This is a genomic window from Methylobacterium sp. CM6246 (genome assembly GCF_054818005.1).
This window is the reverse complement of record NZ_JBTXKY010000001.1, coordinates 550,617-572,507: the sequence shown is the minus strand read 5'-3', so window position 1 is coordinate 572,507 and position 21,891 is coordinate 550,617. Positions and strand designations below refer to the sequence as shown.

The window sequence follows — 21,891 nt, the reverse complement described above, 5'->3', positions numbered from 1 at the left end:
TAGCCCACCGCTCGGCACGCGAAACCGATCAGGCCGCGAGGGGCCGCTCCGCCATCGGCTGCCGGAACGGCTGCACCAGGACGCGCCGGCCGGTGAGGTCGTGCACGCTCACCTGCCAGTCCGACCAGTCGGTCTCGTCGGACAACGACCGCATCACGTCGGCGGCGACCCGGCGGGCCCGCACGGTGAGGCGCCCGGCCGCGCGGATCTCCGCGCCGCGGGCGTCGAAGACGCATTCCAGGCCATTGGTGCAGTGGAACCGGTATCGGGCCATCGGGGCTCCTGCCTCATCCTGCGCGGCGGTGGTTGGATGTTCTATATATGTTCCTTTTCGGGACGGACAGGTCCGGGTACGATCCGTCGCAGGTTATCCCGCCCTTCCGCGGATCGGGCAGTCGGCCTTACGGGGGCCGACGCCAGGGCTGCGCTCGAAGGCCCCGCACCGGGGTCCGGCCCGCGACCGGCCGATTCCGCGACTGCGGCCCGCGTCAACGCCTGCCTGCGCATACCGCTTTTGGAGTAGCGACCGCCCATCCTGGCGGCCAGCGCGATCTCGCTGACCCTCTCCGTCGTCCTGCTGAGGCTGTTCTCCCGGGACGTGTTCGGCGACCTGGTCGCGCGATCCCGTCCGCGCGTCGGGAAGATCGACCGGTTGCGGCTCGTCCCCGGGCCGCACTGATCCGCCCGCCGGCCGGCCCGGGCTTGGCCCGAAAACAACAGTCTTCGGGCCATACACAATGACGTTCTGCGCCACAGATAGGCTTCTCCCTTCCGGTCCGAGGCCGAGACTGGGTATCCGGCCGTAGAGTGAGCATCCCGTGTCCGCCGACCCCGTCAAAACGCTCGTCCAGAGCACGGCCGAGGTCGAACCCGAGCGGGCCTTCGAGTTCTGGCGCCACACCGCGCTGGCCATGACCGGCGTCGTCAGCAGCGGGCTGGACCGGTCGCCCGCCTTCGCGGCCCGCCGCCTCGTCGCCGAGACCGCGCACAGCACCCTTCTGCACACGCAGAGCAGGACCATCGACATCGCCCGGCCGGCGCAGCACATCCGGCGGGACGGACGCGACGCCATGACGATCGCGGTTTTCGTCCGGGGCACCGGATACGCCGAGCAGGGCAATCGCGGCGCCCGGATGGTGCCCGGAGACATCTGCATCGTCGACACCAGCCGTCCCTATCGCGCGGGCGGCTACGAGGATTACGAGGAGATCCGGCTGATCACGTCGCGGGCCCTGTTCCGGGCCCATGTCGGCGAGCCCGAGACCTTCGCCGGGCACACGATCGGCAAGGGCCATCTCAACACCCTCTTCGTGTCCTACATGCAGGCCTATGCCGGGCAGGTCACGACGATGTCCGAGGCCCAGGCCGGGATCGCGGTCGAGGGGGGCCTGCACCTGCTGCGCAGTTTCACGGGGGTGTCGGAGGATCCGATCTCGGTCGACGCGCTGAAGTCCCTGGCCTCGGTGCACATCCAGCGTCGCCTGCACGATCCGGAATTCGGCTCGGACGCCCTGTGCCGAAGCCTGTGCGTGTCCCGCAGCCGGCTCTACACCGCCTTCGCGGACGGCGACGGCGTCGCGGCGTCGATCCGCGACGCGCGCCTGGACCGCGCGCACCGCTACCTCTCCGTCCCGGCGCACGCGAACGACAGCATCGCGACGATCATGCTCCGGTGCGGCTTCACCGATGCGTCAGCCTTCAGCCGGGCGTTCCGTCGGCGCTTCGGGGTCGCGGCGCGTGATGTCCGGTCGCCCAGGTTCGGGGACCGCCTCCTGGCCGCCGGCTCTCACGCCGTGGTCTGACGCGCGCGCTTACGCCGAACCGGTATCCACGTCGGCGGTGAGCGCTCTAGGAAAGCGCGCCCCGGTCCGGGCGCCCGGCCCACCGGTAGGTGCCGCGGCCCTGTGCCTTGGCCTGGTACAGGGCCCGGTCGGCGCTCTGGTAGATCGCGTCGGGCTCGATCCCGTCGGCCGGGATCAGGGCGACGCCGATGCTGACGCCCACGGACACGTCGCTGCCGTCGATCCGGCAGGGGGCGCTGATGGTCCGGGTCAGGCGCTCGGCCAGGATGGCCGCGTCGGCGGCCTGGTCCAGGCCGGTCTGGATGACCACGAACTCGTCGCCGCCCAGGCGCGCCAGCGTGTCCTCGATCCGCACGATGGCCCGCATCCGGTCCGCAAGGATGCGCAGCACGGCGTCGCCCGCGGCGTGACCGAGGGTGTCGTTGACGGCCTTGAACCCGTCGAGGTCGAGGCACAGCAGCGCGCAGCCGGCACCGCCGCGCTTCACCAGGGCGATCTCCCGGAGGAACTGCTCCCGGAACCGGGTCCGGTTGGCGAGCCCCGTGAGGGGATCGTGATGCGCGAGATGGGCGATCTGCTGCTCGGCGCGCTTGCGATCGGTGATGTCGAAGGTCAGGCCGACGACCCATTCCGGCTCGCCCCGGTCGTCGACCTCGACCCGGCCGGTTCCGCTGACCCAGCGCGTCTCGCCGTTCGCGCGACCGATGCGGAACTCGGTCTCGAAGGTGCCGCGCGTGGCGATGGCGCGGTCGAGGGCGGTCAGGGTCCGCTCGGCATCGTCGGGATGCACCAGCGGCCGCCAGTCCCGCGCGATGTCGATCTCGATCTCGGCCTCGCCCAGCCCGTGCTGCCGGGCCATCTCGGCCGAGAGGAGCACCCGCCCGGTGGCGACCCGGTAGTGCCACGTCCCGGCCTGGGCGGCCTTCAGGGCGAGGTCGAGCAGCAGGGACTTCTCGGCGAGCGTCTGGTGCATCACGCGGCTGTCGGTCTCCGTCCGGAGATCCTCGACGAGCCGGCGCTGCTGCGCGAGCAGGTGCCGCGCCTCCGCCTCGGCGCCGATCAGCCCGGCGGTCACCCGCTGCACCACGTCGATCAGGAGGATGTCGATCCCGGCGACGAGGGCGAACAGGGCCAGCGCGGTGAGGACCGTGCGGTCGAGGACGAACGAGCCCAGGGGCGGGATGAAGAAGTACCACGCCGCGACGCCGGACAGGACCGCGCAGACGGTGCCGGCGCGCGCGCCGCACAGGAAGGTCGACAGGATGACCGCGGGGAAGAACGTGAAGAACGGAAATCCCGGCGGCAGAACGGGATGGAGTGCGAAGCGCAGCAGGAGCGCGACCAGGAAGGTGGCCGTGCCGATCGCAACGCCCGGCACCGGCTGCCGGAGCCGTCCGCTCGCCGCCATCGACAGCTTCAGGATCTGGATCGCCCGCCCATCCGGTGCGTCGGTGTCGGCACCAAGAACAGCGGCGGTTCTCATCGTCACGGCTCAGGCTTCTATAGATCGATCAGACGTATTCATTCCTAGAGAAGCGTTAAAGCAGTCCATCACGTCTCCGTGTTGGGGCGACCGCGGGCGCGGCCAGCATCGGACTTTGAATCCGGAACCCGCGCCGCTATCAGGACCGCCCACCGGCTCGATCGCCTGTCGGTCGAACGGGGACCCCTGTGGTGAACGACGCATCCGCACGCCCTGCCGCCCCCCGCGGCGCCCCGCCATCCGATCCGCCCGGGTCCCTGACCGCGATCACGGCGCGGCTCGACGGCTTGCCGCTGACGCGGCTCCATCTGGCGATCCTGGCGGTGTGCACCCTCGGCCTGTTCACCGACGTGGCCGAGGTCGCCCTCAGTAACGCCCTGGCGGCGATCTTCCTGGCGCCCCCCCACAGCATGCCCCGGGGCGACCTGTCCCTGCTGCTGGCCTCGGTCTTCGCCGGGGGCGCCGTGGGGGCGCCGGTCTTCGGCCTGGTCGGCGACCGGTTCGGGCGCCGCCGGGCGCTCCAGGGCACCCTCGCGCTGATGGCGGTGGGGTCGCTGGCCGCGGCGGCGAGTTCGGGCCTCACGCAGCTCACCGGGGCCCGGGTGGTGTCGGGCTTCGCGATCGGCGGCTTCCCGCCCCTGGCCGCGACGTATCTCGCCGACGTGATGCCGCCCCGGCGGCGCGGGGCGATGCTGATGCTCTGCGCCGGGATCGGCTTCCTGGGCGCCTCCGCGGTGATCCTGCTGGTCCAGGGCCTCGCCCCGAGCCCGCCGCTGGGGATCGCGCCCTGGCGCTGGGCGCTGATCCTGGGCGGGGTGCTGGCCGTGATCGGCACCATCCTGTTCGCCCTGCTGCCGGAATCCCCGCGCTGGCTCGCCTCGGTCGGCCGGGCCGAGGCGGCCGACCGGGCCTGCGGGCGCTTCGAGGACGCGGCCGGCCTCGCGCCCCCGGAGGGACCCGCCGGGGCGCCCGCCGCGGAGCCGGCGGCCGGTCCGGTGCGGGCGGGGCTGCGGGCGCTGCTGGCCGAGCCGCGGCAGCTGCGCCGGACCGTGCTGTTCGTCGCGCTCTACGGGCTCAGCCCCTGGGCGACGGTGGGCTTTCCCCTGCTGAGCGCCGTCGTGATGATCGGCAAGGGCTTTCGGATCGATCAATCCCTGATCTTCGCCGGGCTGTCGATGCTGGGGCCGCCGCTCGGAACTCTGCTCACCGCCACGGTGATCGACCGCCTGGAGCGGCGCGCCTGCCTGGTCGTCCTGGCGGTCGCGATGGTGGTCCTGGGCACGAGCTTCGCCGTCGCCGAGGCCTTCACGGTCCTGGTCCTGGTCGGCCTGGCGTTCAACACCGCCGCCGCGATCTACGGCGGCGTCCTCGCCATCTACGCGACGGAGCTGCTGTCGACCGCCCTGCGGGCCTCGGCCCTCACCTGCGCCTGGGCGACCGGCCGGATCGCGGCAGCCCTGACCCCGGTCGTCCTGCTGCCGATCCTCGAAGGCTACGGGATCCACGCCATGTTCGCCGTGATCACCGCGACCCTGGCCGCCAGCTGCGTGCTGGTGCTTCGCGGGCCGCGCGGCCGGTCGGGACGGCCGGTGGCGCGCTAGGGCGCCCGGCGCCGGGGCGGCTGCGGCGCCGCCCGGCGGCCCGATCCTCCGGGTCCGACGGCCGGTCCCCGATCACGCATCGTCGTCCCGCGCAAGCCGGGGACGCCTGTCGCGGCTCCGCCCTAACGGCAGGGCGGCCCGCACCCTATCTCGGGAAGGATTCAGGACCGCCTTCGGGCCCCGTCGCCCGGGAAAGATGACCGCCATGACCTCCGTACGGATCCTGCCTGCCCTCCTGCTGATCGGCCTCGCGGGCTCGGCGCAGGCGCAGACCGTGCTGGCCCCCTCCGGCGATTCCGCGGTCACGCAGCCCGGCGGCACGCAGGGGCGGGGCGCCCGCCACAACCTCCGCCAGGCCGTCCGGGACGGCGACGTGGTCGGCGTCCCACCCGGCGCCCGCGGCGTCGATCTCGGGACGCGCCCCCTCCGGCGCGGGCCGTCCCGGCCCTATACCGGGCAGTAGGGCGCTCGCCGTCCCAGGGGGGCGCTCGGGACGCCGGCAGCAGCCCTTCGGGACGCCGCTCGCGCCGGCCGCCTGTTTACCCCTGGTTGTCTTCCGGGTCGCTCAGCTCTTGCTTTTGTCGATGCAGCCGGCAATCGCTGCGCGGCGGCCGGTTCCGTCCGTAGCGGAGCTTGCCCCGTGTCCCTCCCGGCCCTCGTCCCCAGCACCATCGAGACCACCCGTCATGTCGAGCCCAAGCGGGCGTTCGACTTCTGGTGCTCGACCGCGCTGGCGCCGCACGGTGATGTCGGCCGCATGCATCCCCGCGCGGCGTTCCAGGCCCGGAGGCTCGTCGTCATGGGCGCGGATTGGGGCCTGACCCATACGGTCAGCAGCCCGGTCGGTGTGACGGTCGGGGCCCGCCATATCGGCCGGAACCCCTCCGACGCGATGGTGATCGGCCTCGCCCTCGACGGGATTGGATACCAGGAGCAGGGCCTGCGCGGCGCGCGCCTGAGCGCCGGGGACATCAGCTTCCTGTCGCGCCAGCGGCCGTTCCTGGCCGGCACCCAGAGCGATTACGCGGAGATCCGGCTGGCGCTGCCGCGCGCGACCTTCGAGGCCTGGATCGGCACCGTCGAGGCCTTCGCGGGGCGCTGCATCGCCGACCGCCCCGCGCACGCGGCGTTCAAGGCCGCGTTCCGCACGTTCGCGGCGTCGGCCGCCTGGATGACCGAGGGCGAGGCGCAGGTCGCGCTCGAAGGCGTGCTGCACCTGCTGCGCACCCTCGTCCGGGACCAGCCCGGCAACCCGGCCGCCCCGGTCTCGTGCGAGGCGGTGGTGTCCCTCGCCCACGCCCACATCATGCGCCGGCTCCACGACCCGAGCCTTGGCCCGGCCGAGATCCAGGCGGCGCTCGGCCTGTCCCGGGCCCACCTGTACCGGGCCTTCGCGGGGACCGACGGCATCGCGGCGGCGATCCGCGACGCGCGCCTCGACCTCGCCCACCGCCGCCTGACCGCGCCGGGTCAGGACCGGCTGAAGATCGCCACGATCGCGTATGCCTGCGGCTTCACCGACGCGCCGACCTTCAACCGTGCCTTCCGCCGCCGCTTCGACCACGCGCCCGGCGATCTGCGCGCCAGAACGGGCGATCCCGGGATGGGTGCTGCGGGCGCCCTTACTTGAGGTGATAGGCGACGCCGGCGATCAGCGCCTTCTCCTCGGTATTGATCGTGGACCGGGGATCGCCGCCGAACTTGTTGTGCCAGTACTGGAAGCCGACGAACGCCTCGACCCGGTTGGGGGCGTGCTCGAGCAGCTGCCCGATATCCAGCACCAGGTTGGTCTGCGAGACGAACTCCGTCTTGGTCCGGTACTGGTTGACGTCGCCGTAGCGGCCCTTGGGCATCACGATGGTGTTGAACCCGGCCAGCGCCAGGGGCAGGCCGGTGAAGGCCAGCGGGATCGTGTAGGTCAGCTCGAATTCCGGCGTCGTCTTGAACTCGACGCTGCGGAAATGCGAATAATCGAAGCCCGGAATCGCCGGGATGCCGCTTTCCTGACGCGGAGGGTCCCCGGCGAAACCGTTGCGGGAGAATTCCTTGTAGGCCTGGACCTTCAGGTTCACGAACCCGACCGGCACGTCGAAGGCGAAGTTGAGCCCGAAGGTGCCGGCGCGCTTCTCGGAATCGAACGTCGTGTTCTTGGTGTTGACGTCGGCCCCGAACGCCAGCCCGATATCCTTGACCAGGCCCGGGATCGCGAACGCGGTGGTGTCGAAGATCTTGTTCGGGCTCAGGACGCCCCGGTAGATCAGGTAGACCTCCGTGGCGCCGTAATTTTTCCTCTGGCCCAGCTTGTCGCCCGCCGCGTCCTGGGAGCCCGACTGGAGGATGTCGAGGGAGATCAGGTTGGTGCCGTAGGCCCAGGAATTGGCGTGGAACAGGTTGACCACGTTCTTGGGCACCTCGCGGGGCACCAGCCGGCCCTTCGCCGTCCCGTCGGGCCGCCGCACCGAGAGGCCGGGCTCCGCCGAGGGCCCCTGGAACCGGTAGCTGATCACCGTGTCCGAGAAGGAGAAGTACGAGGGCGGCGGCGCGGCCATCGCGGTCGCGGCGGCGAGCGGCACCCCGGCCACCGCCCGGTGGTTCGCTGGCTTGCGCGCAGCGTCCGCCCGCCCGCCGGCGCCCGCATCCTCCACCGTCTCGGCCCGGGCGGCGGTGCCGACGACAACGACCGCGCCGACCGGGGCCAGCAGGGCCGCCGCGATCAGCAGGGCCGCCCGCTTCACCCGCCCGGGTTTCGCAACCAGCCCCGCCGCGCGTGCTCCGCGGTCGCGCCGGCGCAGCCGGTCCGGGCCGGCCACGCCGGGCGGCTCGCGGCGGCCGCGGGCTTCGCGGTGTCTGGGGTTCGCGGTCGCCGCGGGCGGAAGCATCGAACGGACTTTCTGCCTCGGCCCACGCCGACTTTAAGCTGAACCTTGGACGTGTCGCCCAGTAGGCATGGGGATTATGCGCCCGTCAATGCAGTGCATCGAACGTTCTTAATTGATAATGTAAATACTGGACATGTAAATCTAATACAGAGTGGTGGCCGGTCTCTGTGGAGGAACGGGGCTTTCGGTTGGGTGTTCGGTGCGCACGGCGGTCGCAATACCCTGGCGTGCGGGGTGCGCCGCGGGCGGGCGTGAGACGAATCGACAACGGAAATCGGCGCCCGCGCCCGGGGCCCGCATTCCGTGTCCCGGGCGCCCACGACGTTCACGCATCGATCGAGGGGGCAGGGGGCGCCGCTGCGCCTCGTCCGGCGCCACCCCCATCCCCGACCCATGAGGGCCACGGATTACACGCGCTGGACGATTCATCGCCCGAGGATTGGTCCCCCATAGCCGATAACCCGCGCCGTCGTTCCGGGGCGCAGCAGGCGGGCCCGGAACCCAGAAATGCTGCGCGTGCAAGAGCTTGACACGTCGGCGTCTCTGGATCCCGGACCCCGGCTGTCGGCCCGGGCCGACCGGCGGCGCGGTCAGTCCCGCACCACCACCTTGGTGCCGACCCGGACCCGGTCGTAGAGATCGACCACGTCCTTGTTGGTCATGCGGATGCAGCCCGAGGACACCGCGGCGCCCATCGTCTCGGGCTCGTTCGAGCCGTGGATCCGGTAGAGCGACGAGCCGAGATAGAGGGCGCGGGCGCCCAGCGGGTTGTCCTGGCCGCCGGCCATGAAGCGCGGCAGGTCCGGGCGGCGGGCCAGCATCTGCTGCGGCGGACGCCAGGCCGGCCATTCCTTCTTCATCGTCACCGTCTTGGTGCCGGACCAGGAGAAGCCCTGCCGGCCGACGCCGACGCCGTAGCGGATCGCCTCGCTGTTCCCGAGGATGTAGTAGAGCCGGCGCTGGCGGGTGGAGATCACGATGGTGCCGGGCTTCTCGGTGCTGTTCCAGCCGATCGTCTCGCGCGGGATCGCCTGGCTGCGGAAGACGTTCAGGAAATCCGCGAGCGGGCCGCTATCGATCGGGCCGGCGGAGGCGGGCGCGCTCCCCAGCAGGGCGCCTGCGAGCGCGAGCATCGCGATCCGTCTCGACATGGTCTGTCATCCTCTCACTTTTGCCGGTCGCTTGGCCGGTCGCTTGGCCGGTTTCTGCCGACGGCGTCGGCCGTCGCGGCCGGGCCGCGATCCCTGGGGCGAACCGGCCCGGACTTCGCGGCGAGGTTGAGGCCGACCGGGGGGAGGGGGCATTTCCGGGCGTGAATGTGTGGTGGGCGCAACACTCTGCTCCCGGCGTGGAGCTGGGGTTTGGCGAACGGACCCTGCACCCGCGAGAACCACGCGCCGCTCGAAGAGCCCTTCGCAAAACGCCTGCTGCACCGTCGGGGCTCGAAGTCGGGATCCCGGCCATCGCGCGTGGCGTGCAGAAGTCTCCGTATCGCGGGTCGCGTCCCCAGATGGGGCGGCGGATTTTAGCGCGGCGGGCAACGTTCCGCAGAGAGCGGATCCCGCCGCCTTTCCGAAAGATCTCCGGCCGCCTCGGCCCACATCGCAGCCTGGGTCTCGTCAAGAGTATGCGGTGGGCGCCCAACGATTTCATGCCACCTTGACGGACGTGACAGGCCCGCGTCTGATGGTGTCCTGACGAGGTCTAGGAATCACGCAAGATTATAGGGCGCATCGATCAAGTCAAAATGGCCCGGACAATTCGTTCTCGGTCGGGCGGGGTGCAACATAGGGGCTGGGCGATGCGGGGCCGTCTCATGAAAATCGCATCCTGCGCCCGGATTCTATTTGTCGTATGCTCCTCGATCGCTGCTCCGACCTTCGTGACGGCGCGGACCGATGGCCGTCGCTCCTGGTGTGACGCCATGAAGGAGTCGAGCGCGAGTGCCCCTCGCACCAGTGTCGACCTCGGGTGGAGCGGAAGCGACTCCATCGACATCGGAATCCCGGCCCGGGTTCAATATCGGCCGGGTCCGAAAGCTGAAGCGACAGTGACCGGCAACGCAGATCTCGCGAGCCATGTGCGCCTGCGCGATGGCCAGCTCGAATGGGATAGCAAAGACTACGAGGACTGCTATCCCACCGACCTTGTCGTCCATCTCGTCGGCCCCCCGGTTGCGGAGTGGACCATCCACGGCACCGCGCACCTCGACCTGAACAACATCAGGCAGGATGTCTTGAAAATCACGAGGCACGGCATCGGACGGATCACCGCGGACGGCGACGTCAGAGAAACCTGGCTTCGGGCCTCGGGCAGGGGAAGCGCGGATCTCGGCCGACTTGAGACGCAGCGCGCGACGATCCGTATCTCAGGGAGCGGTGAGGTCGACGTGGCGCCACGCGAGGACGCTGACATTTCGATATCAGGGCGCGCAGTCTTAAGAATTCACGGGAACGGTGCCAAGCTTCACATTCAATTTTACGGCCGGGCCCAAGTCATACAGGTTCAGTGACGCGACCTGTCCGTTGGGATGGACGAATAAGTTTATGCCGATCGTCCCGGGCGCGATGCCCCGGACGACATGCTCGGGGATCGGCCGCCGCGTGGTCACCCGAGGTGCCGGTCGGCGGGAATCGCCGCCGTGGCGGGGATGGTCACCCGCGCCCCGTCGGCCTCGGCAAGTTCCACGATGCGGGTCTGCATACCCGGAGCGACGTGCACGACCGTACCCCCGGCGCCGGCCGGCATCGGGTCGCCGTCATCCGGCATCGCCTCGTCGAGCCGCACGACGCGATCGAGATCCCGGATTGCGGGCTCGGCGCGTCGCGCCGTGTAAAGCGTCGCGACCGACAGCCCTGTGACGTGGCCTGCGCGCCCTGCACGTCCGCAAGCCATCAGCCCGGCGCGACGCCGTGGGTGATTGCGCCGGGGGACGGCCATGCTTATCTCGAGACCGTGATCCGATCCGTCGCCCTTCTGGCCCGCCGCGTCGCGGGCCCGCCGGACCGCCTCGTCCGGAGCCTCGCCGTGCTGGCGATGCTCGTCGTCGCGGCGGCTGCGCTGATGGCCGCGCCCCGGCCGGCCCGGGCCGCCCCCGTGGCGGGCCCGGCCTGCTGGGTGACGAGCCAGGCCGTGGCCGTGCTGTCGGATGCGCGCGGGGTGGAGACGCGCAAGATCGAGACGCGTAAGGCCGGCTCCGAGGCCCGCCGGGCGCTGTTCGACGGCACCGACCTGTGTCCGGCCGATCTCGAGGTCGTCGGCGAACTCGGGCTCCCGCGCCGCCCCGTGGAAGCGCCCCGGCCGCGTCACGTCTCCGCCGCATCCTACGGTTATGCCCCGGCCGTCGCGCCGGCGTCCGGACCGGACGAAGCCCTGCACCGGCCGCCCCGGGCGGCCTGATCCGCGCCGCCGGTTCCGCCGGCCAGGCGCCCGATCTGCGCCCTAGCGGCGCGAGGCCCTCGTGCCGGATCCCGGATCCGGCGTGGCGGGCCAAACTCTCGATCGTGCAGCATCGTCCGTCCGGAAGCCGGAAAACCCCTTTCGGGGGAATGCGCGATCCGCCTCGACGAGGCGCGGCCCTTTCAGCGCCGCGCCGGCCTCTGCAGACGCATGTTATTCCAGGAGCGTCGGAACCCGTGACCCGCACTTCGTCCGCCCAATTCCCGTCCCCCGTCCGGCGCGCCACGCCGCGCGTGACCGTCCTGGGGGCGTCCGCCCTGCTGGCGCTCGGCCTCGCGGCCTGCAACCCGAGGCAGGTGGCCGCGCCGACGCCGCCGGTGCCGGAGGTCGGCTTCGTCACGGTGACCCCGCAGGCGATCCCCTACCTGCGCGACCTGCCCGGGCGGGTGGCGCCGATGCGGATCGCCGAGGTCCGGTCGCGGGTCTCCGGCCTCGTGGTCAAGCGCCTGTTCGAGCAGGGCAGCCAGGTCAAGGAAGGCGACATCCTCTACAAGATCGACCCGGCCCCGTTCGAGGTCGAGCTGGCGAGCGCGGAGGCCGTGCTGGCCCGCCACGAGGCCGCCCTGGTGCTGGCCCGGCAGCAGGCCGACCGGCTCGAGACCCTGCTGACCCGGGCCACCGCCAGCCAGGCGCAGTACGACGCCGCCTTCGCGGGCAAGAAGCAGGCGGAAGCCGAGGTCGCCGGCGCCAAGGCGGCCCGGGACCGGGCGCAGCTCAACCTGGGCTGGACCGACGTGCGCGCGCCGATCACCGGCCGGATCGGCCGGGCGCTGCTCACCGAGGGAACCCTGATCGAGCCGGGCTCGACGGGAGCGCTCGCCACGATCCAGCAGCTCGACCCGATCTACGTCGACATCACCCAGTCGGTGGGCGAACTGAACCGCCTGCGCCGGGATCTGGCCAGCGGCGAGCTCGCCCGGCTGGAGGACAACACCGCCAACGTCCACCTGATCATGGACGACAACTCCCTCTACCCGCTGGCCGGCCGCCTGCTGTTCTCGGACGTCACCGCCGATCCGAGCACCGGCCAGGTGACCCTGCGGGTGCAGTTCCCCAACCCGCACGACGAGCTGTTCCCGGGCATGTACGTCCGCGCCCGGATCAAGCAGGGCATCGATTCCGACGCCATCGCGGTGCCCCAGCAGGCCATCCAGCGCACCGAGGACGGCCGCGCCGAGGTCTGGCTGGTCCGGGCCGACGACACGGTGATGCGCCAGCCGGTCGAGGTCGGGCCGGTGGTCGGGCAGAACTGGCTGATCCGGGACGGGCTCAAGGCCGGCGAGCGGGTGATCGTCGACGGCGTCCAGAAGATCACCGCGGGCGTGAAGGTGAAGCCCCTGGACCAGACCCCGCTCCACGGCGAGGAGAGCCCGAAGCACGACGCCGACGAAGCCCCCGACGCGGCCGGCGACCAGAAGCCAAGTGATCAGAAATCAAGTGACCAGAAGCCAAGTGACCAGAAGCTTGGCGACCAGAAGCTTGGCGACCAGAAGCCCGGGGATAAGGCGCAGGTCGCCCCGCGCGCGGCCGCGGTCAACCGCCACTGAGCCCGGGAGACCTCGACCATGGCACGCTTCTTCATCGACCGCCCGGTCTTCGCCTGGGTGGTGGCCCTGTTCATCTGCCTGGGCGGCGCCCTGGCGATCCCGAACCTGCCGATCGCGCAGTACCCGGTGATCGCCCCGCCGCAGATCGCCCTGTCCACGGCCTATCCCGGCGCCTCGGTGGACAGCCTCTACGTCGGCACGACCCGGCTCATCGAGGATGAGCTGAACGGCGCGGCCGACATCATGAACTTCGAGTCGACCACCGACTCGTTCGGCTCGGTCAACATCACCGCGACCTTCCTGCCCGGCACCGACCCGGCGCTCGCCTCCGTGGAGGTGCAGAACCGGTTGAAGCGCGTGGAGGCCCGCCTGCCGGCGGAAGTCCGCCAGCAGGGCATCCTGGTGGAGGAGGCCTCGGCCGCGACCCTCAACATCATCACCCTGATCTCCAAGGACGGGTCGATGGACGAGGTGGGCCTCGGCGACTTCCTGATCCGCAACGTCATCAACGAGATCCGGCGCATTCCCGGGGTCGGGCGCGCCACGCTCTACTCCACCGAGCGCTCGCTCCGGGTCTGGGTCGATCCGGACAAGCTGCGCGGCCTGTCGCTGAGCGCCGAGGACGTGACCGAGGCGATCCGCAACCAGAACATCCAGGTCGCCTCCGGCTCGGTCGGCGCCCAGCCGAGCCCGACCAAGCAGGCGGTCACGGTGCCGATCATCGTGAAGGGCCAGCTCGGCACCATCGAGGATTTCGGCGCGATCGTGCTGCGGGCCAACTCGGACGGCTCGAACGTGCGCCTGCGCGACGTCGCCCGGATCGAGCTCGGCGGCGACGCCTACCAGTTCTCGACCCGGCTCAACGGCGGCCCGGCCGCCGGCATCTCGGTGACGCTGGCCCCCGACGGCAACGCGCTGGAGACCGCCAAGGCGATCCGCGCCAAGATGGTGGAGCTGTCGCAGTTCTTCCCGCCGGACCTGAAGTGGGACATCCCGTACGACATCACCCCGGCGGTCGAGGCCTCGATCGAGAAGGTGCTGCACACCCTGGTCGAGGCGGTGGTGCTGGTCTTCCTGGTGATGTTCCTGTTCCTGCAGAACATCCGCTACACCCTGATCCCCACCATCGTGGTGCCGATCGCCCTGATGGGCACGGTCACGGTGATGTGGATCTCCGGCTTCTCGGTGAACGTGCTCACCATGTTCGGCATGGTGCTGGCCATCGGCATCCTGGTCGACGACGCCATCGTGGTGGTGGAGAACGTCGAGCGGATCATGAACGAGGAGGGCCTGCCCCCCAAGGAGGCCACCAAGAAGGCCATGGAGCAGATCACCGGGGCGATCATCGGCATCACCCTGGTGCTGATGGCCGTGTTCATCCCGATGGCGTTCTTCCCCGGCTCGGTGGGCATCATCTACCGGCAGTTCTCGATCGCCATGGTCACCTCCATCGCGTTCTCGGCGCTGCTGGCCCTGTCGCTGACGCCGGCCTTGTGCGCGACCTTCCTGAAGCCGGTGGTCAAGGGCCACGGCCACGCCAAGGGCGGCGTGTTCGGGATGTTCAACCGCTTCGTCGACCGCGAGACCGCCCGCTACGGCCGCGGCGTGGCGGGCCTCATCCGCAAGTCCGGCCGGGTGATGCTGGTCTACCTCGCCCTGGTGGCAGGCACGGCCTACGCCTTCGTCAACCTGCCGGAGGGCTTCCTGCCGGTGGAGGACCAGGGCTTCTTCACGGTGGACATCCAGACGCCCCCCGGCGCCTCCTACAACCGCACCCAGGAGGCCAACCGCCGGGTCGAGGAGCACCTGCTGGCGCAACCCGGCGTCGCCACCGTGACCATGCTTAACGGCTTTTCGTTCTCGGGCCAGGCCCCGAGCACCAGCCAGGCCTTCGTGACCCTGAAGCCCTGGAGCGAGCGCGACGCGAAGAACTCGGCCGCCGCCCTGGTGGCCGGGACCAACGCGGCGCTGGCGAACTACCGCGACGCCACCGTGGACGCCCAGGAGCCGCCCCCGGTGGACAACCTCGGCAACGCCGCCGGCTTCTCGTTCCGCCTCCAGGACCGGGCGAACCGCGGCTACGCGGCCCTGCTCTCGGCCCAGGACCAGCTGCTCAAGCTCGCCCAAGGCAGCCCGATCCTGCAGAAGGTGAAGATCGAGGGCCTGCCGCCGACCCCGCAGGCGGAGCTGATCGTCGACCGCGAGAAGGCGGCGGCGCTCGGCGTCAAGTTCGAGGACATCAACGCCACGATCCAGCTCAACCTCGGCTCGGTCTACACCAACGACTTCCCCAACCGGGGCAAGATGCAGCGCGTCTACGTCCAGGCCGAGCAGCTCCAGCGCATGAACGCCTCGGACATCCTCAACTACGCGGTGAAGAACGCCGGCGGCACGATGGTGCCGATGTCGTCCTTCGCGGAGCTGAAATGGGGCATGGGGCCGAGCCAGATCGTCGGCTTCAACGGCTACCAGTCGGTCCGCATCACGGGCGAGCCGAACCCCAGCTACACCTCGGGCGACGCGATCAACGAGATGGAGCGGCTGATGCTGCAGCTGCCCAAGGGTTTCGGCTATGCCTGGACCGGCCAGTCGTTCCAGGAGAAGCAGGCTGGCAGCCAGGCCAGCCTGCTGCTGGCGCTCTCGGTGCTGATCGTGTTCCTGTGCCTGGCCGCGCTCTACGAGAGCTGGGCGATCCCGGTCTCGGTGCTGCTGGTGATCCCGCTCGGCGTGATCGGCGCGGTGGCGGCCGTCTACCTGCGCGGCATGCCCAACGACGTGTACTTCAAGATCGGCCTGATCACGATCATCGGCCTCTCGGCCAAGAACGCGATCCTGATCGTGGAGTTCGCCAAGGACCTCTGGAAGCCCGGAACCTCGGTGATCCAGTCCGCCATCGAGGCCTCGACGCTCCGGTTCCGGCCGATCGTGATGACCTCGCTCGCCTTCATCTTCGGCGTGGTGCCGCTGGCCATCGCCACCGGCGCCGCCTCGAAGAGCCAGCAGGCGATCGGCACCGGCGTGATGGGCGGCATGATCACCGCGACCGTGCTGGCGGTGTTCTTCGTGCCGGTGTTCTTCGTGGTGGTGATGCGCCTGTTCCGGCGCAAGGCCGTGGCCGACGGCGAGCGGGGCGCGGGCGAGGCGGCGGCGCAGCGGCCCCACCACGCGGCGGCGGCCGAGTAGGGGCGGGATCGGGCGCCTGAACCGCGACGCGTTTTCCCTCCCCTCCGCAGGGGAGGGCCGGCGCATGTCACCTCCGGATCGGCCCTCCCGCGAGCCACGGATCACCGACACCTGACGCGCGCAGCCGTCGGCTTGCACCCGTCGATGTCTGAACACCGTCGACCATCACCCTGCATTTTGTATGCGGATGGTCCGAACCTTGCTGCGGGTGTGTGGCCGGCGCGGTTTGCCCGCGCGCTTCTCTCGGCCTAGGCTCAACCCCTGCGCTGGTGGTGGCGGCCTGCCATCAACTTCCACGGTTTCGGAGATCCGCTTGTCCCGTTCGACCCTGAAGATCCTCGCCCGCGGCGTGGCCGCAGGCGCGGTCGCGACCTTCGCGCTGGCGGCGCTGCCCGCGCAGGCCGCCAACGTGTTCCGCTTCGCGTTCCAGGGCGATCTCAAGTCGCTGGATCCCTACTCCCTCAAGGAGAGCTTCACCGAGGGCATGCAGCAGGCGGCCTACGAGTCGCTGGTCACCCTCGACAAGAACCTGAAATTCGCCCCCGGTCTGGCCGAATCGTGGGAGACGCCGGAGCCGACCCGCTGGCGCTTCCACCTGCGCAAGAACGTCACGTTCCACGACGGCTCGCCGTTCACCGCCGACGACGTGCTCTTCTCCGCCCAGCGCGTCCGGGCCTCGGGCTCGAACTTCACCACGAACGTCCCGGCCGACGCCGAGTTCGTGAAGGTCGACGACCACACCGTCGACATGGTGCTGAAGAAGCCGAACCCCATCGCGCTCGCCCAGTTCCCGACCTGGCTGATCATGTCGAAGAGCTGGTCGGAGAAGAACGGCGCCGCCCAGCCGACCCCGGCCAACGCCACCAGCCCGAGCTACGCCACCCTGCACGAGAACGGCACCGGCCCGTTCGTGATCGCCGAGCACCAGCCCGGCGTGAAGACGGTGTTCAAGAAGTTTCCCGGCTACTGGGGCAAGGTCGAGTCGAACCTCGACGAGGCGGTGCTGACCACGATCGCCAACCCGGCGACCCGCGTCGCCGCGCTGCTCTCGGGCGAGGTCGACTGGATCGATCCCGTGCCGTTGCAGGATCAGCAGCGGGTGAACGCCAGCGGCACCGCCATCGTGATGGCGGGCCCCGAGCTGCGCACCATCTTCCTCGGCATGGATCAGGACCGGGACGAGCTCAAGGATTCGAGCGTCAAGGGCAAGAACCCGTTCAAGGACATCAAGGTGCGTGAGGCGTTCTACCTCGCCATCGACGAGGAGACGATCGCCAAGCGCGTGATGCGCGGGCAGGCCGTGCCCTCCGCCCTGATGATCGCTCCGAGCCTCTACGACCGTGGGGCCGAGTTCAAGCGCCCGGCCACCGACCTCAAGAAGGCCAAGGAGCTGATGGCCCAGGCCGGCTACCCGGACGGGTTCTCGCTGACCATGGATTGCCCCAACGATCGCTACGTCAACGACGAGGCGATCTGCCAGGCGGTGGTCTCGATGCTCGCCCGCATCAACGTCAAGGTGAACCTTAACGCTCAGCCGAAGGCGAAGTACTTCGCCAAGGTGCTGGCCCCGAATTTCGACACCTCGTTCTACCTGCTCGGCTGGACGCCGTCGTCGCTCGACAGCCACAACATCCTCTACGAGATCGTCGGCTGCCGGAAGCCCGGCGACAAGTCGGGACGCGGCAGCTGGAACCTCGCGGGCTACTGCGACCCGAAGATCGACACCATCGCCGACAAGGTCGAGGGCGAGACCGACAAGACCAAGCGCGACGCCCTGATCAAGGAGGGCTTCGACGTCCTGAGCGCCGACTGGGGCTACATCCCGCTGCACCAGCAGGCCCTGGCCTGGGGCGTCTCCAAGAAGGTCCACCTGACCCAGCGCGCCGACAACCTGCTCCTGCTTTACTGGGTCTCGAAAGACCCGCAGTAGGGCCCGGGCGTGCTCGCCTTCCTGCTGCGCCGGGTGATCCAGGCGGCCGCGGTGCTCGCGGTCGTCGGGCTCATCGCGTTCTCGATGTTCCGGTTCGCGGGCGACCCCGTGAACCAGATCGTCGGGCCCGACACGCCTGCCTCCGAGCGGGCCGAGATCCGCAAGAGCCTCGGCCTCGACGATCCGGTGCTGATGCAGTTCGCCCGCTACGCCGGCGACGTGGTCCGGGGCCGGCTCGGGATCTCGTACCAGTTCCGCCAGCCGGTCTCGCAGCTGCTCGCCGAGCGCATGCCGGCGACCCTGGAACTCGCCTTCTGCGCCACGGTGTTCGCGCTCGTGGTCGGCGTCCTGATGGGGGTCTACTGCGCGCTGCGCCGGGACTCCTGGCTCGCCGGGCTGTTCCAGGCGGTCTCGCTGATCGGCATCAGCCTGCCGACCTTCCTGATCGGCATCCTGCTGATCTACCTGTTCTCGGTGACGCTCGGCTGGCTGCCCTCCTACGGGCGCGGCGACACGGTGCGGCTCGGCTGGTGGACCACCGGCTTCCTCACCTGGTCGGGCCTGAAGGCGCTGATCCTGCCGTCCGTCACGCTGGGCCTGTTCCAGATGACGCTGATCATGCGGCTGGTGCGCGCCGAGATGCTGGAGGTGCTGCGCACCGACTACATCCGCTTCGCCCGCGCCCGGGGCCTCTCCACCCGGGCGGTCCACCTGCGCCACGCCCTCAAGAACACCCTCGTGCCGGTGATCACCATCGCGGGGCTGCAGCTCGGCTCGGTCATCGCCTTCTCGATCATCACCGAGACGGTGTTCCAGTGGCCCGGCATGGGCCTGCTGTTCGTCCAGGCCGTGCAGAACGTCGATATCCCGATCATGTCCGCCTACCTGCTGCTCGTCGCGCTGATCTTCGTGACCATCAATCTCGTGGTCGACATCCTCTACACCGTGGTCGACCCGCGCCTGCGGCTGTCGTCCGCGCGGACCGCGTGAGGCCGGCATGAGCGGACGTGATAGCGACGCCGGCAACGCGGCGCCGGTCCCGCTGGCGGCGGCCACGCCCGGACGGCTCGCGCGCTGGCGCGATTCCGACCTGGTCGCCAGCTTCCTGCGCTCGAAGACCGCGATCGTGGCGCTGCTCGCCACGGTGCTGATGGTCGGGCTCGCGGTGGCGGCCCCGCTGATCTCGCCCCAGAACCCCTACGACCCGGCCCAGCTCGACCTGATCAACTCCAACCTGCCGCCGATCTGGCAGGCGGACGGCCAGGCGCCGTTCTACCTCGGCACCGACGACCAGGGCCGGGACGTGCTCTCGGCGGTGCTGTACGGCCTGCGCCTGTCGCTGATCGTGGGCGTGCTTGGGGTGATCACCTCCGGCGTGCTCGGCATCGCGCTGGGCTTGGTCGCCGGCTATGCGGGCGGCGCCCTCGACACGCTGATCATGCGGGTCGCCGACGTGCAGCTCACCTTCCCGGCGATCCTGATCGCCCTGGTGGTGGACGGCGTCGCCCGGGCGAGTTTTGGCGGCGCGCTGGATGTCGGGCCGCTGATCGGGCTGATCGTGATCTCGATCGGCCTGTCGTTCTGGGTGCAGTACGCCCGCACGGTGCGCTCCTCCGTGATGGTCGAGAAGGGCAAGGACTACGTCCAGGCCGCCCGGCTGATCGGCCTGACGCCCCCGGTGATCCTGGTCCGCCACGTGCTGCCCAACGTCACCGGGCCGGTCTTCGTCATCGCGACGATCAACCTGGCGCTGGCGATCATCACCGAGGCGACCCTGTCGTTCCTCGGCACCGGCCTGCCCGAGACCATGCCGTCGCTCGGCACCCTGATCCGCACCGGCAACCGGTTCCTGTTCTCCGGCGAGTGGTGGATCGTCGCCTTCCCGGGCCTGGCGCTGGCCGGCCTCGTCATCGCCATCAACCTCCTGGGGGATTGGCTGCGCGACGCGCTCAATCCGAAGCTGCAATGACCGAAACCATCCTCTCCGTGCGCGACCTCACGGTCACGTTCGACACGCGGCGCGGGCCGCTCACCGCCATCGACCGGGTCTCTTTCGACATCGGCCGGGGCGAGATCCTGGGGGTCGTCGGCGAATCCGGGGCCGGCAAGTCGGTCACCGGCTCGGCGGTGATCGGGCTGATCGACCGGCCCGGCCGGATCAGCGGCGGCGCGATCACGTTGCGCGGCGCGCGCATCGACAACCTGCCCCCCGAGGCGATGCGGCGGGTGCGGGGCAAGCGGATCGGCATGATCTTCCAGGACCCGCTGACCTCGCTGGACCCGTTGTTCCGGGTCGGCGACCAGATCGTCGAGACCCTGCGGGCCCATACCGACCTCTCCGCCCGGGCGGCCCGCACCCGGGCCATCGACCTGCTCGCCGAGGTCGGCATCCCGGCGCCCGAGCGGCGGATCGACGGCTATCCGCACGAATTCTCGGGCGGCATGCGCCAGCGCGTGGTGATCGCGCTGGCGCTCGCCGCCGAGCCGGAGCTGATCATCGCCGACGAGCCGACCACGGCGCTCGACGTCTCGGTCCAGGCGCAGATCATCACCCTGCTCAAGCGCCTGTGCCGCGAGCACGGCACCGCGGTGATGCTGGTGACCCACGACATGGGCGTGATCGCCGAGGCCGCCGACCGGGTCGCAGTGATGTATGCCGGGCGGGTCGCCGAGATCGGCCCGGTCGCCTCCGTGATCGCAAAGCCGCACCACCCCTACGCGGTCGGCCTGATGGGGGCGATCCCGACCCTGTCGCAGGAGGCCGACCGGCTCAGCCAGATCCCCGGCTCGATGCCGCGGCTCACCGCCATCCCGCAGGGCTGCGCCTTCAACCCGCGCTGCCCGAAGGTGTTTGCCCGCTGCCGCGTCGAGCGGCCGGAGCCGATCCTGGTGGGCGAAAGCCGCGTCGCCTGCCACCTGTACGACGTCACGGAGAAGGCGGCGTGAGCGCCTATGTCGAGGTCACCGACCTGCGCCGCCTGTTCGATGTCTCGAAACCCTGGCTGAACCGGGTGATCGAGCGCGAGCCCCGCCGGTTCCTCACGGCGGTGGACCGGGTCGGCTTCACCATCGCCAAGGGTGAGACCTTCGCGATCGTCGGCGAATCCGGTTCGGGCAAGTCGACCGTGGCCCGGATGGTGGTCGGCCTGCTGCCGCCCTCCGCCGGCGAGGTGCGGATCACCGGGGTCTCGATGACCGATCCCCGGGAGGCGGCGGCGCGGCGGCGGCTGCGCTCGCGCATCCAGATGATCTTCCAGGACCCCTACGCGTCGATGAACCCGCGCTGGCGCGTGGGCAAGATCATCGCGGAGCCGATCCGCGCCTTCAACCTGATCCAGGGGGAGGGGGCGATCCGCGCCCGGGTCGGCGAGCTGCTCGGCCTGGTCGGCCTCCACCCGGACGATTCCAAGAAATACCCGCACGAATTCTCCGGCGGCCAGCGCCAGCGCGTCGCCATCGCCCGGGCGCTCGCCAGCCAGGCGGAGTTCCTGGTCGGCGACGAGCCGACCTCGGCGCTCGACGTCTCGGTGCAGGCGCAGATCCTCAACCTGATGCGCGACCTGCAGGACCGGCTCGGGCTGACCTACCTGTTCATCTCCCACAACCTCGCCGTGGTCCGCCACATGGCGACCCGGGTGGGGGTGATGTATCTCGGCCGCCTGGTCGAGGTTGCGGCCGCAAAGGATCTGTTCGCGCGGCCCCGCCACCCGTACACGCGGATGCTGCTCGACGCGGTGCCCGACCTCGCCCATGTCGGCCGCGCCCGGGTGCCGGTCTCCGGCGAGATCCCGAACCCGATCGACCCGCCCCCCGGCTGCACCTTCAACCCCCGCTGCCCGCTCGCCAACGACCGCTGCCGCACCGAGGTCCCGGCCCTGCTGGACGGCGTCGCCTGCCACGCCGTGCAGGAGGGGCGGGCCTGAGGGGGCCGGCGCGGGCGGGGTCGGATGCGCGCTGCCGTTCGCCGCGGGGGGGATTGCTCGCTTTTCGCTTTGGGGCTGCGATGC

At 70.4% G+C, this 21,891-nt stretch carries 18 protein-coding genes; 13 read left to right on the top strand and 5 right to left on the bottom strand.

What is annotated here, in order from left to right; translation table 11 throughout:
- Positions 1-28 precede the first annotated feature (28 nt).
- Positions 29-274, bottom strand: a complete 246-nt coding sequence (locus ACYQPG_RS02935; protein ID WP_147910725.1) for a DUF6894 family protein — start codon at positions 272-274, stop codon at positions 29-31.
- Positions 275-818: 544 nt separating this feature from the next.
- On the opposite strand from ACYQPG_RS02935, the gene ACYQPG_RS02930 reads away from it, so the two are divergent.
- The gene (locus tag ACYQPG_RS02930) at positions 819-1,802 is read left to right on the top strand and encodes a helix-turn-helix domain-containing protein (RefSeq protein ID WP_461230210.1); all 984 of its coding nucleotides are present in this window, start codon (positions 819-821) and stop codon (positions 1,800-1,802) included.
- A gap of 46 nt (positions 1,803-1,848) precedes the next feature.
- Here the strand turns inward: ACYQPG_RS02930 and ACYQPG_RS02925 are convergent, their stop codons facing one another.
- The gene (locus ACYQPG_RS02925; protein WP_246692921.1) at positions 1,849-3,285 is read right to left on the bottom strand and encodes a diguanylate cyclase domain-containing protein; all 1,437 of its coding nucleotides are present in this window, start codon (positions 3,283-3,285) and stop codon (positions 1,849-1,851) included.
- A gap of 191 nt (positions 3,286-3,476) precedes the next feature.
- On the opposite strand from ACYQPG_RS02925, the gene ACYQPG_RS02920 reads away from it, so the two are divergent.
- The 3 genes from ACYQPG_RS02920 (at position 3,477) to ACYQPG_RS02910 (ending at position 6,516) form a co-directional block, all read left to right on the top strand.
- A complete protein-coding gene (locus tag ACYQPG_RS02920; protein ID WP_419829891.1) occupies positions 3,477-4,886 on the top strand; it encodes an MFS transporter in 1,410 nt (469 codons plus the stop codon).
- Between the two features lie 205 nt (positions 4,887-5,091).
- The gene (locus ACYQPG_RS02915) at positions 5,092-5,349 is read left to right on the top strand and encodes a hypothetical protein (RefSeq protein ID WP_147910942.1); all 258 of its coding nucleotides are present in this window, start codon (positions 5,092-5,094) and stop codon (positions 5,347-5,349) included.
- A gap of 177 nt (positions 5,350-5,526) precedes the next feature.
- Complete coding sequence (locus tag ACYQPG_RS02910; protein ID WP_147910941.1) at positions 5,527-6,516, top strand: helix-turn-helix domain-containing protein; 990 nt, start codon at positions 5,527-5,529, stop codon at positions 6,514-6,516.
- Here ACYQPG_RS02910 and ACYQPG_RS02905 read toward each other — a convergent pair.
- Positions 6,509-7,696: a hypothetical protein gene (locus ACYQPG_RS02905; protein ID WP_419829890.1), complete on the bottom strand. Its 1,188-nt coding sequence runs from the start codon at positions 7,694-7,696 to the stop codon at positions 6,509-6,511. The two genes, ACYQPG_RS02910 and ACYQPG_RS02905, sit on opposite strands and share 8 nt — an antisense overlap.
- 659 nt (positions 7,697-8,355) lie before the next feature.
- A complete protein-coding gene (locus ACYQPG_RS02900; RefSeq protein WP_147854512.1) occupies positions 8,356-8,916 on the bottom strand; it encodes a L,D-transpeptidase in 561 nt (186 codons plus the stop codon).
- 665 nt (positions 8,917-9,581) lie between these two features.
- Here ACYQPG_RS02900 and ACYQPG_RS02895 point away from each other — a divergent pair.
- Positions 9,582-10,277 carry a GIN domain-containing protein gene (locus ACYQPG_RS02895; RefSeq protein WP_461230209.1) on the top strand — a complete coding sequence of 232 codons (696 nt, stop codon included), beginning with the start codon at positions 9,582-9,584 and terminating at the stop codon, positions 10,275-10,277.
- Positions 10,278-10,372: 95 nt separating this feature from the next.
- Here ACYQPG_RS02895 and ACYQPG_RS02890 read toward each other — a convergent pair whose 3' ends face one another.
- Positions 10,373-10,705 (bottom strand): hypothetical protein, encoded by a 333-nt coding sequence (locus ACYQPG_RS02890; protein ID WP_461230208.1) that lies wholly within the window; start codon positions 10,703-10,705, stop codon positions 10,373-10,375.
- 15 nt (positions 10,706-10,720) lie between these two features.
- Between ACYQPG_RS02890 and ACYQPG_RS02885 the strand changes: the two genes are divergently transcribed.
- From ACYQPG_RS02885 to ACYQPG_RS02850, 8 genes are all read left to right on the top strand, one after another.
- A complete protein-coding gene (locus ACYQPG_RS02885) occupies positions 10,721-11,164 on the top strand; it encodes a hypothetical protein (RefSeq protein ID WP_246692930.1) in 444 nt (147 codons plus the stop codon).
- A 236-nt stretch (positions 11,165-11,400) separates the two neighbouring features.
- Positions 11,401-12,771, top strand: coding sequence for an efflux RND transporter periplasmic adaptor subunit (locus ACYQPG_RS02880; protein WP_147941281.1), 1,371 nt, complete (start codon positions 11,401-11,403; stop codon positions 12,769-12,771).
- An 18-nt stretch (positions 12,772-12,789) separates the two neighbouring features.
- Positions 12,790-15,954: a multidrug efflux RND transporter permease subunit gene (locus ACYQPG_RS02875; RefSeq protein ID WP_461230207.1), complete on the top strand. Its 3,165-nt coding sequence runs from the start codon at positions 12,790-12,792 to the stop codon at positions 15,952-15,954.
- Between the two features lie 313 nt (positions 15,955-16,267).
- Complete coding sequence (locus ACYQPG_RS02870; protein ID WP_461230206.1) at positions 16,268-17,884, top strand: ABC transporter substrate-binding protein; 1,617 nt, start codon at positions 16,268-16,270, stop codon at positions 17,882-17,884.
- Positions 17,885-17,893: 9 nt separating this feature from the next.
- Entirely contained in the window at positions 17,894-18,874 is a 981-nt protein-coding gene (locus ACYQPG_RS02865; protein ID WP_147910353.1) for an ABC transporter permease, read from the top strand.
- Positions 18,875-18,881: 7 nt separating this feature from the next.
- On the top strand, positions 18,882-19,853 hold the full coding sequence (locus ACYQPG_RS02860) for an ABC transporter permease (RefSeq protein ID WP_461230205.1): 972 nt from the start codon (positions 18,882-18,884) through the stop codon (positions 19,851-19,853).
- Positions 19,850-20,830, top strand: a complete 981-nt coding sequence (locus ACYQPG_RS02855) for an ABC transporter ATP-binding protein (protein ID WP_147910351.1) — start codon at positions 19,850-19,852, stop codon at positions 20,828-20,830. Before ACYQPG_RS02860 ends, ACYQPG_RS02855 begins: the two co-directional genes overlap by 4 nt.
- Positions 20,827-21,807, top strand: a complete 981-nt coding sequence (locus ACYQPG_RS02850; protein WP_147910350.1) for an ABC transporter ATP-binding protein — start codon at positions 20,827-20,829, stop codon at positions 21,805-21,807. Before ACYQPG_RS02855 ends, ACYQPG_RS02850 begins: the two co-directional genes overlap by 4 nt.
- Positions 21,808-21,891 lie beyond the last annotated feature (84 nt).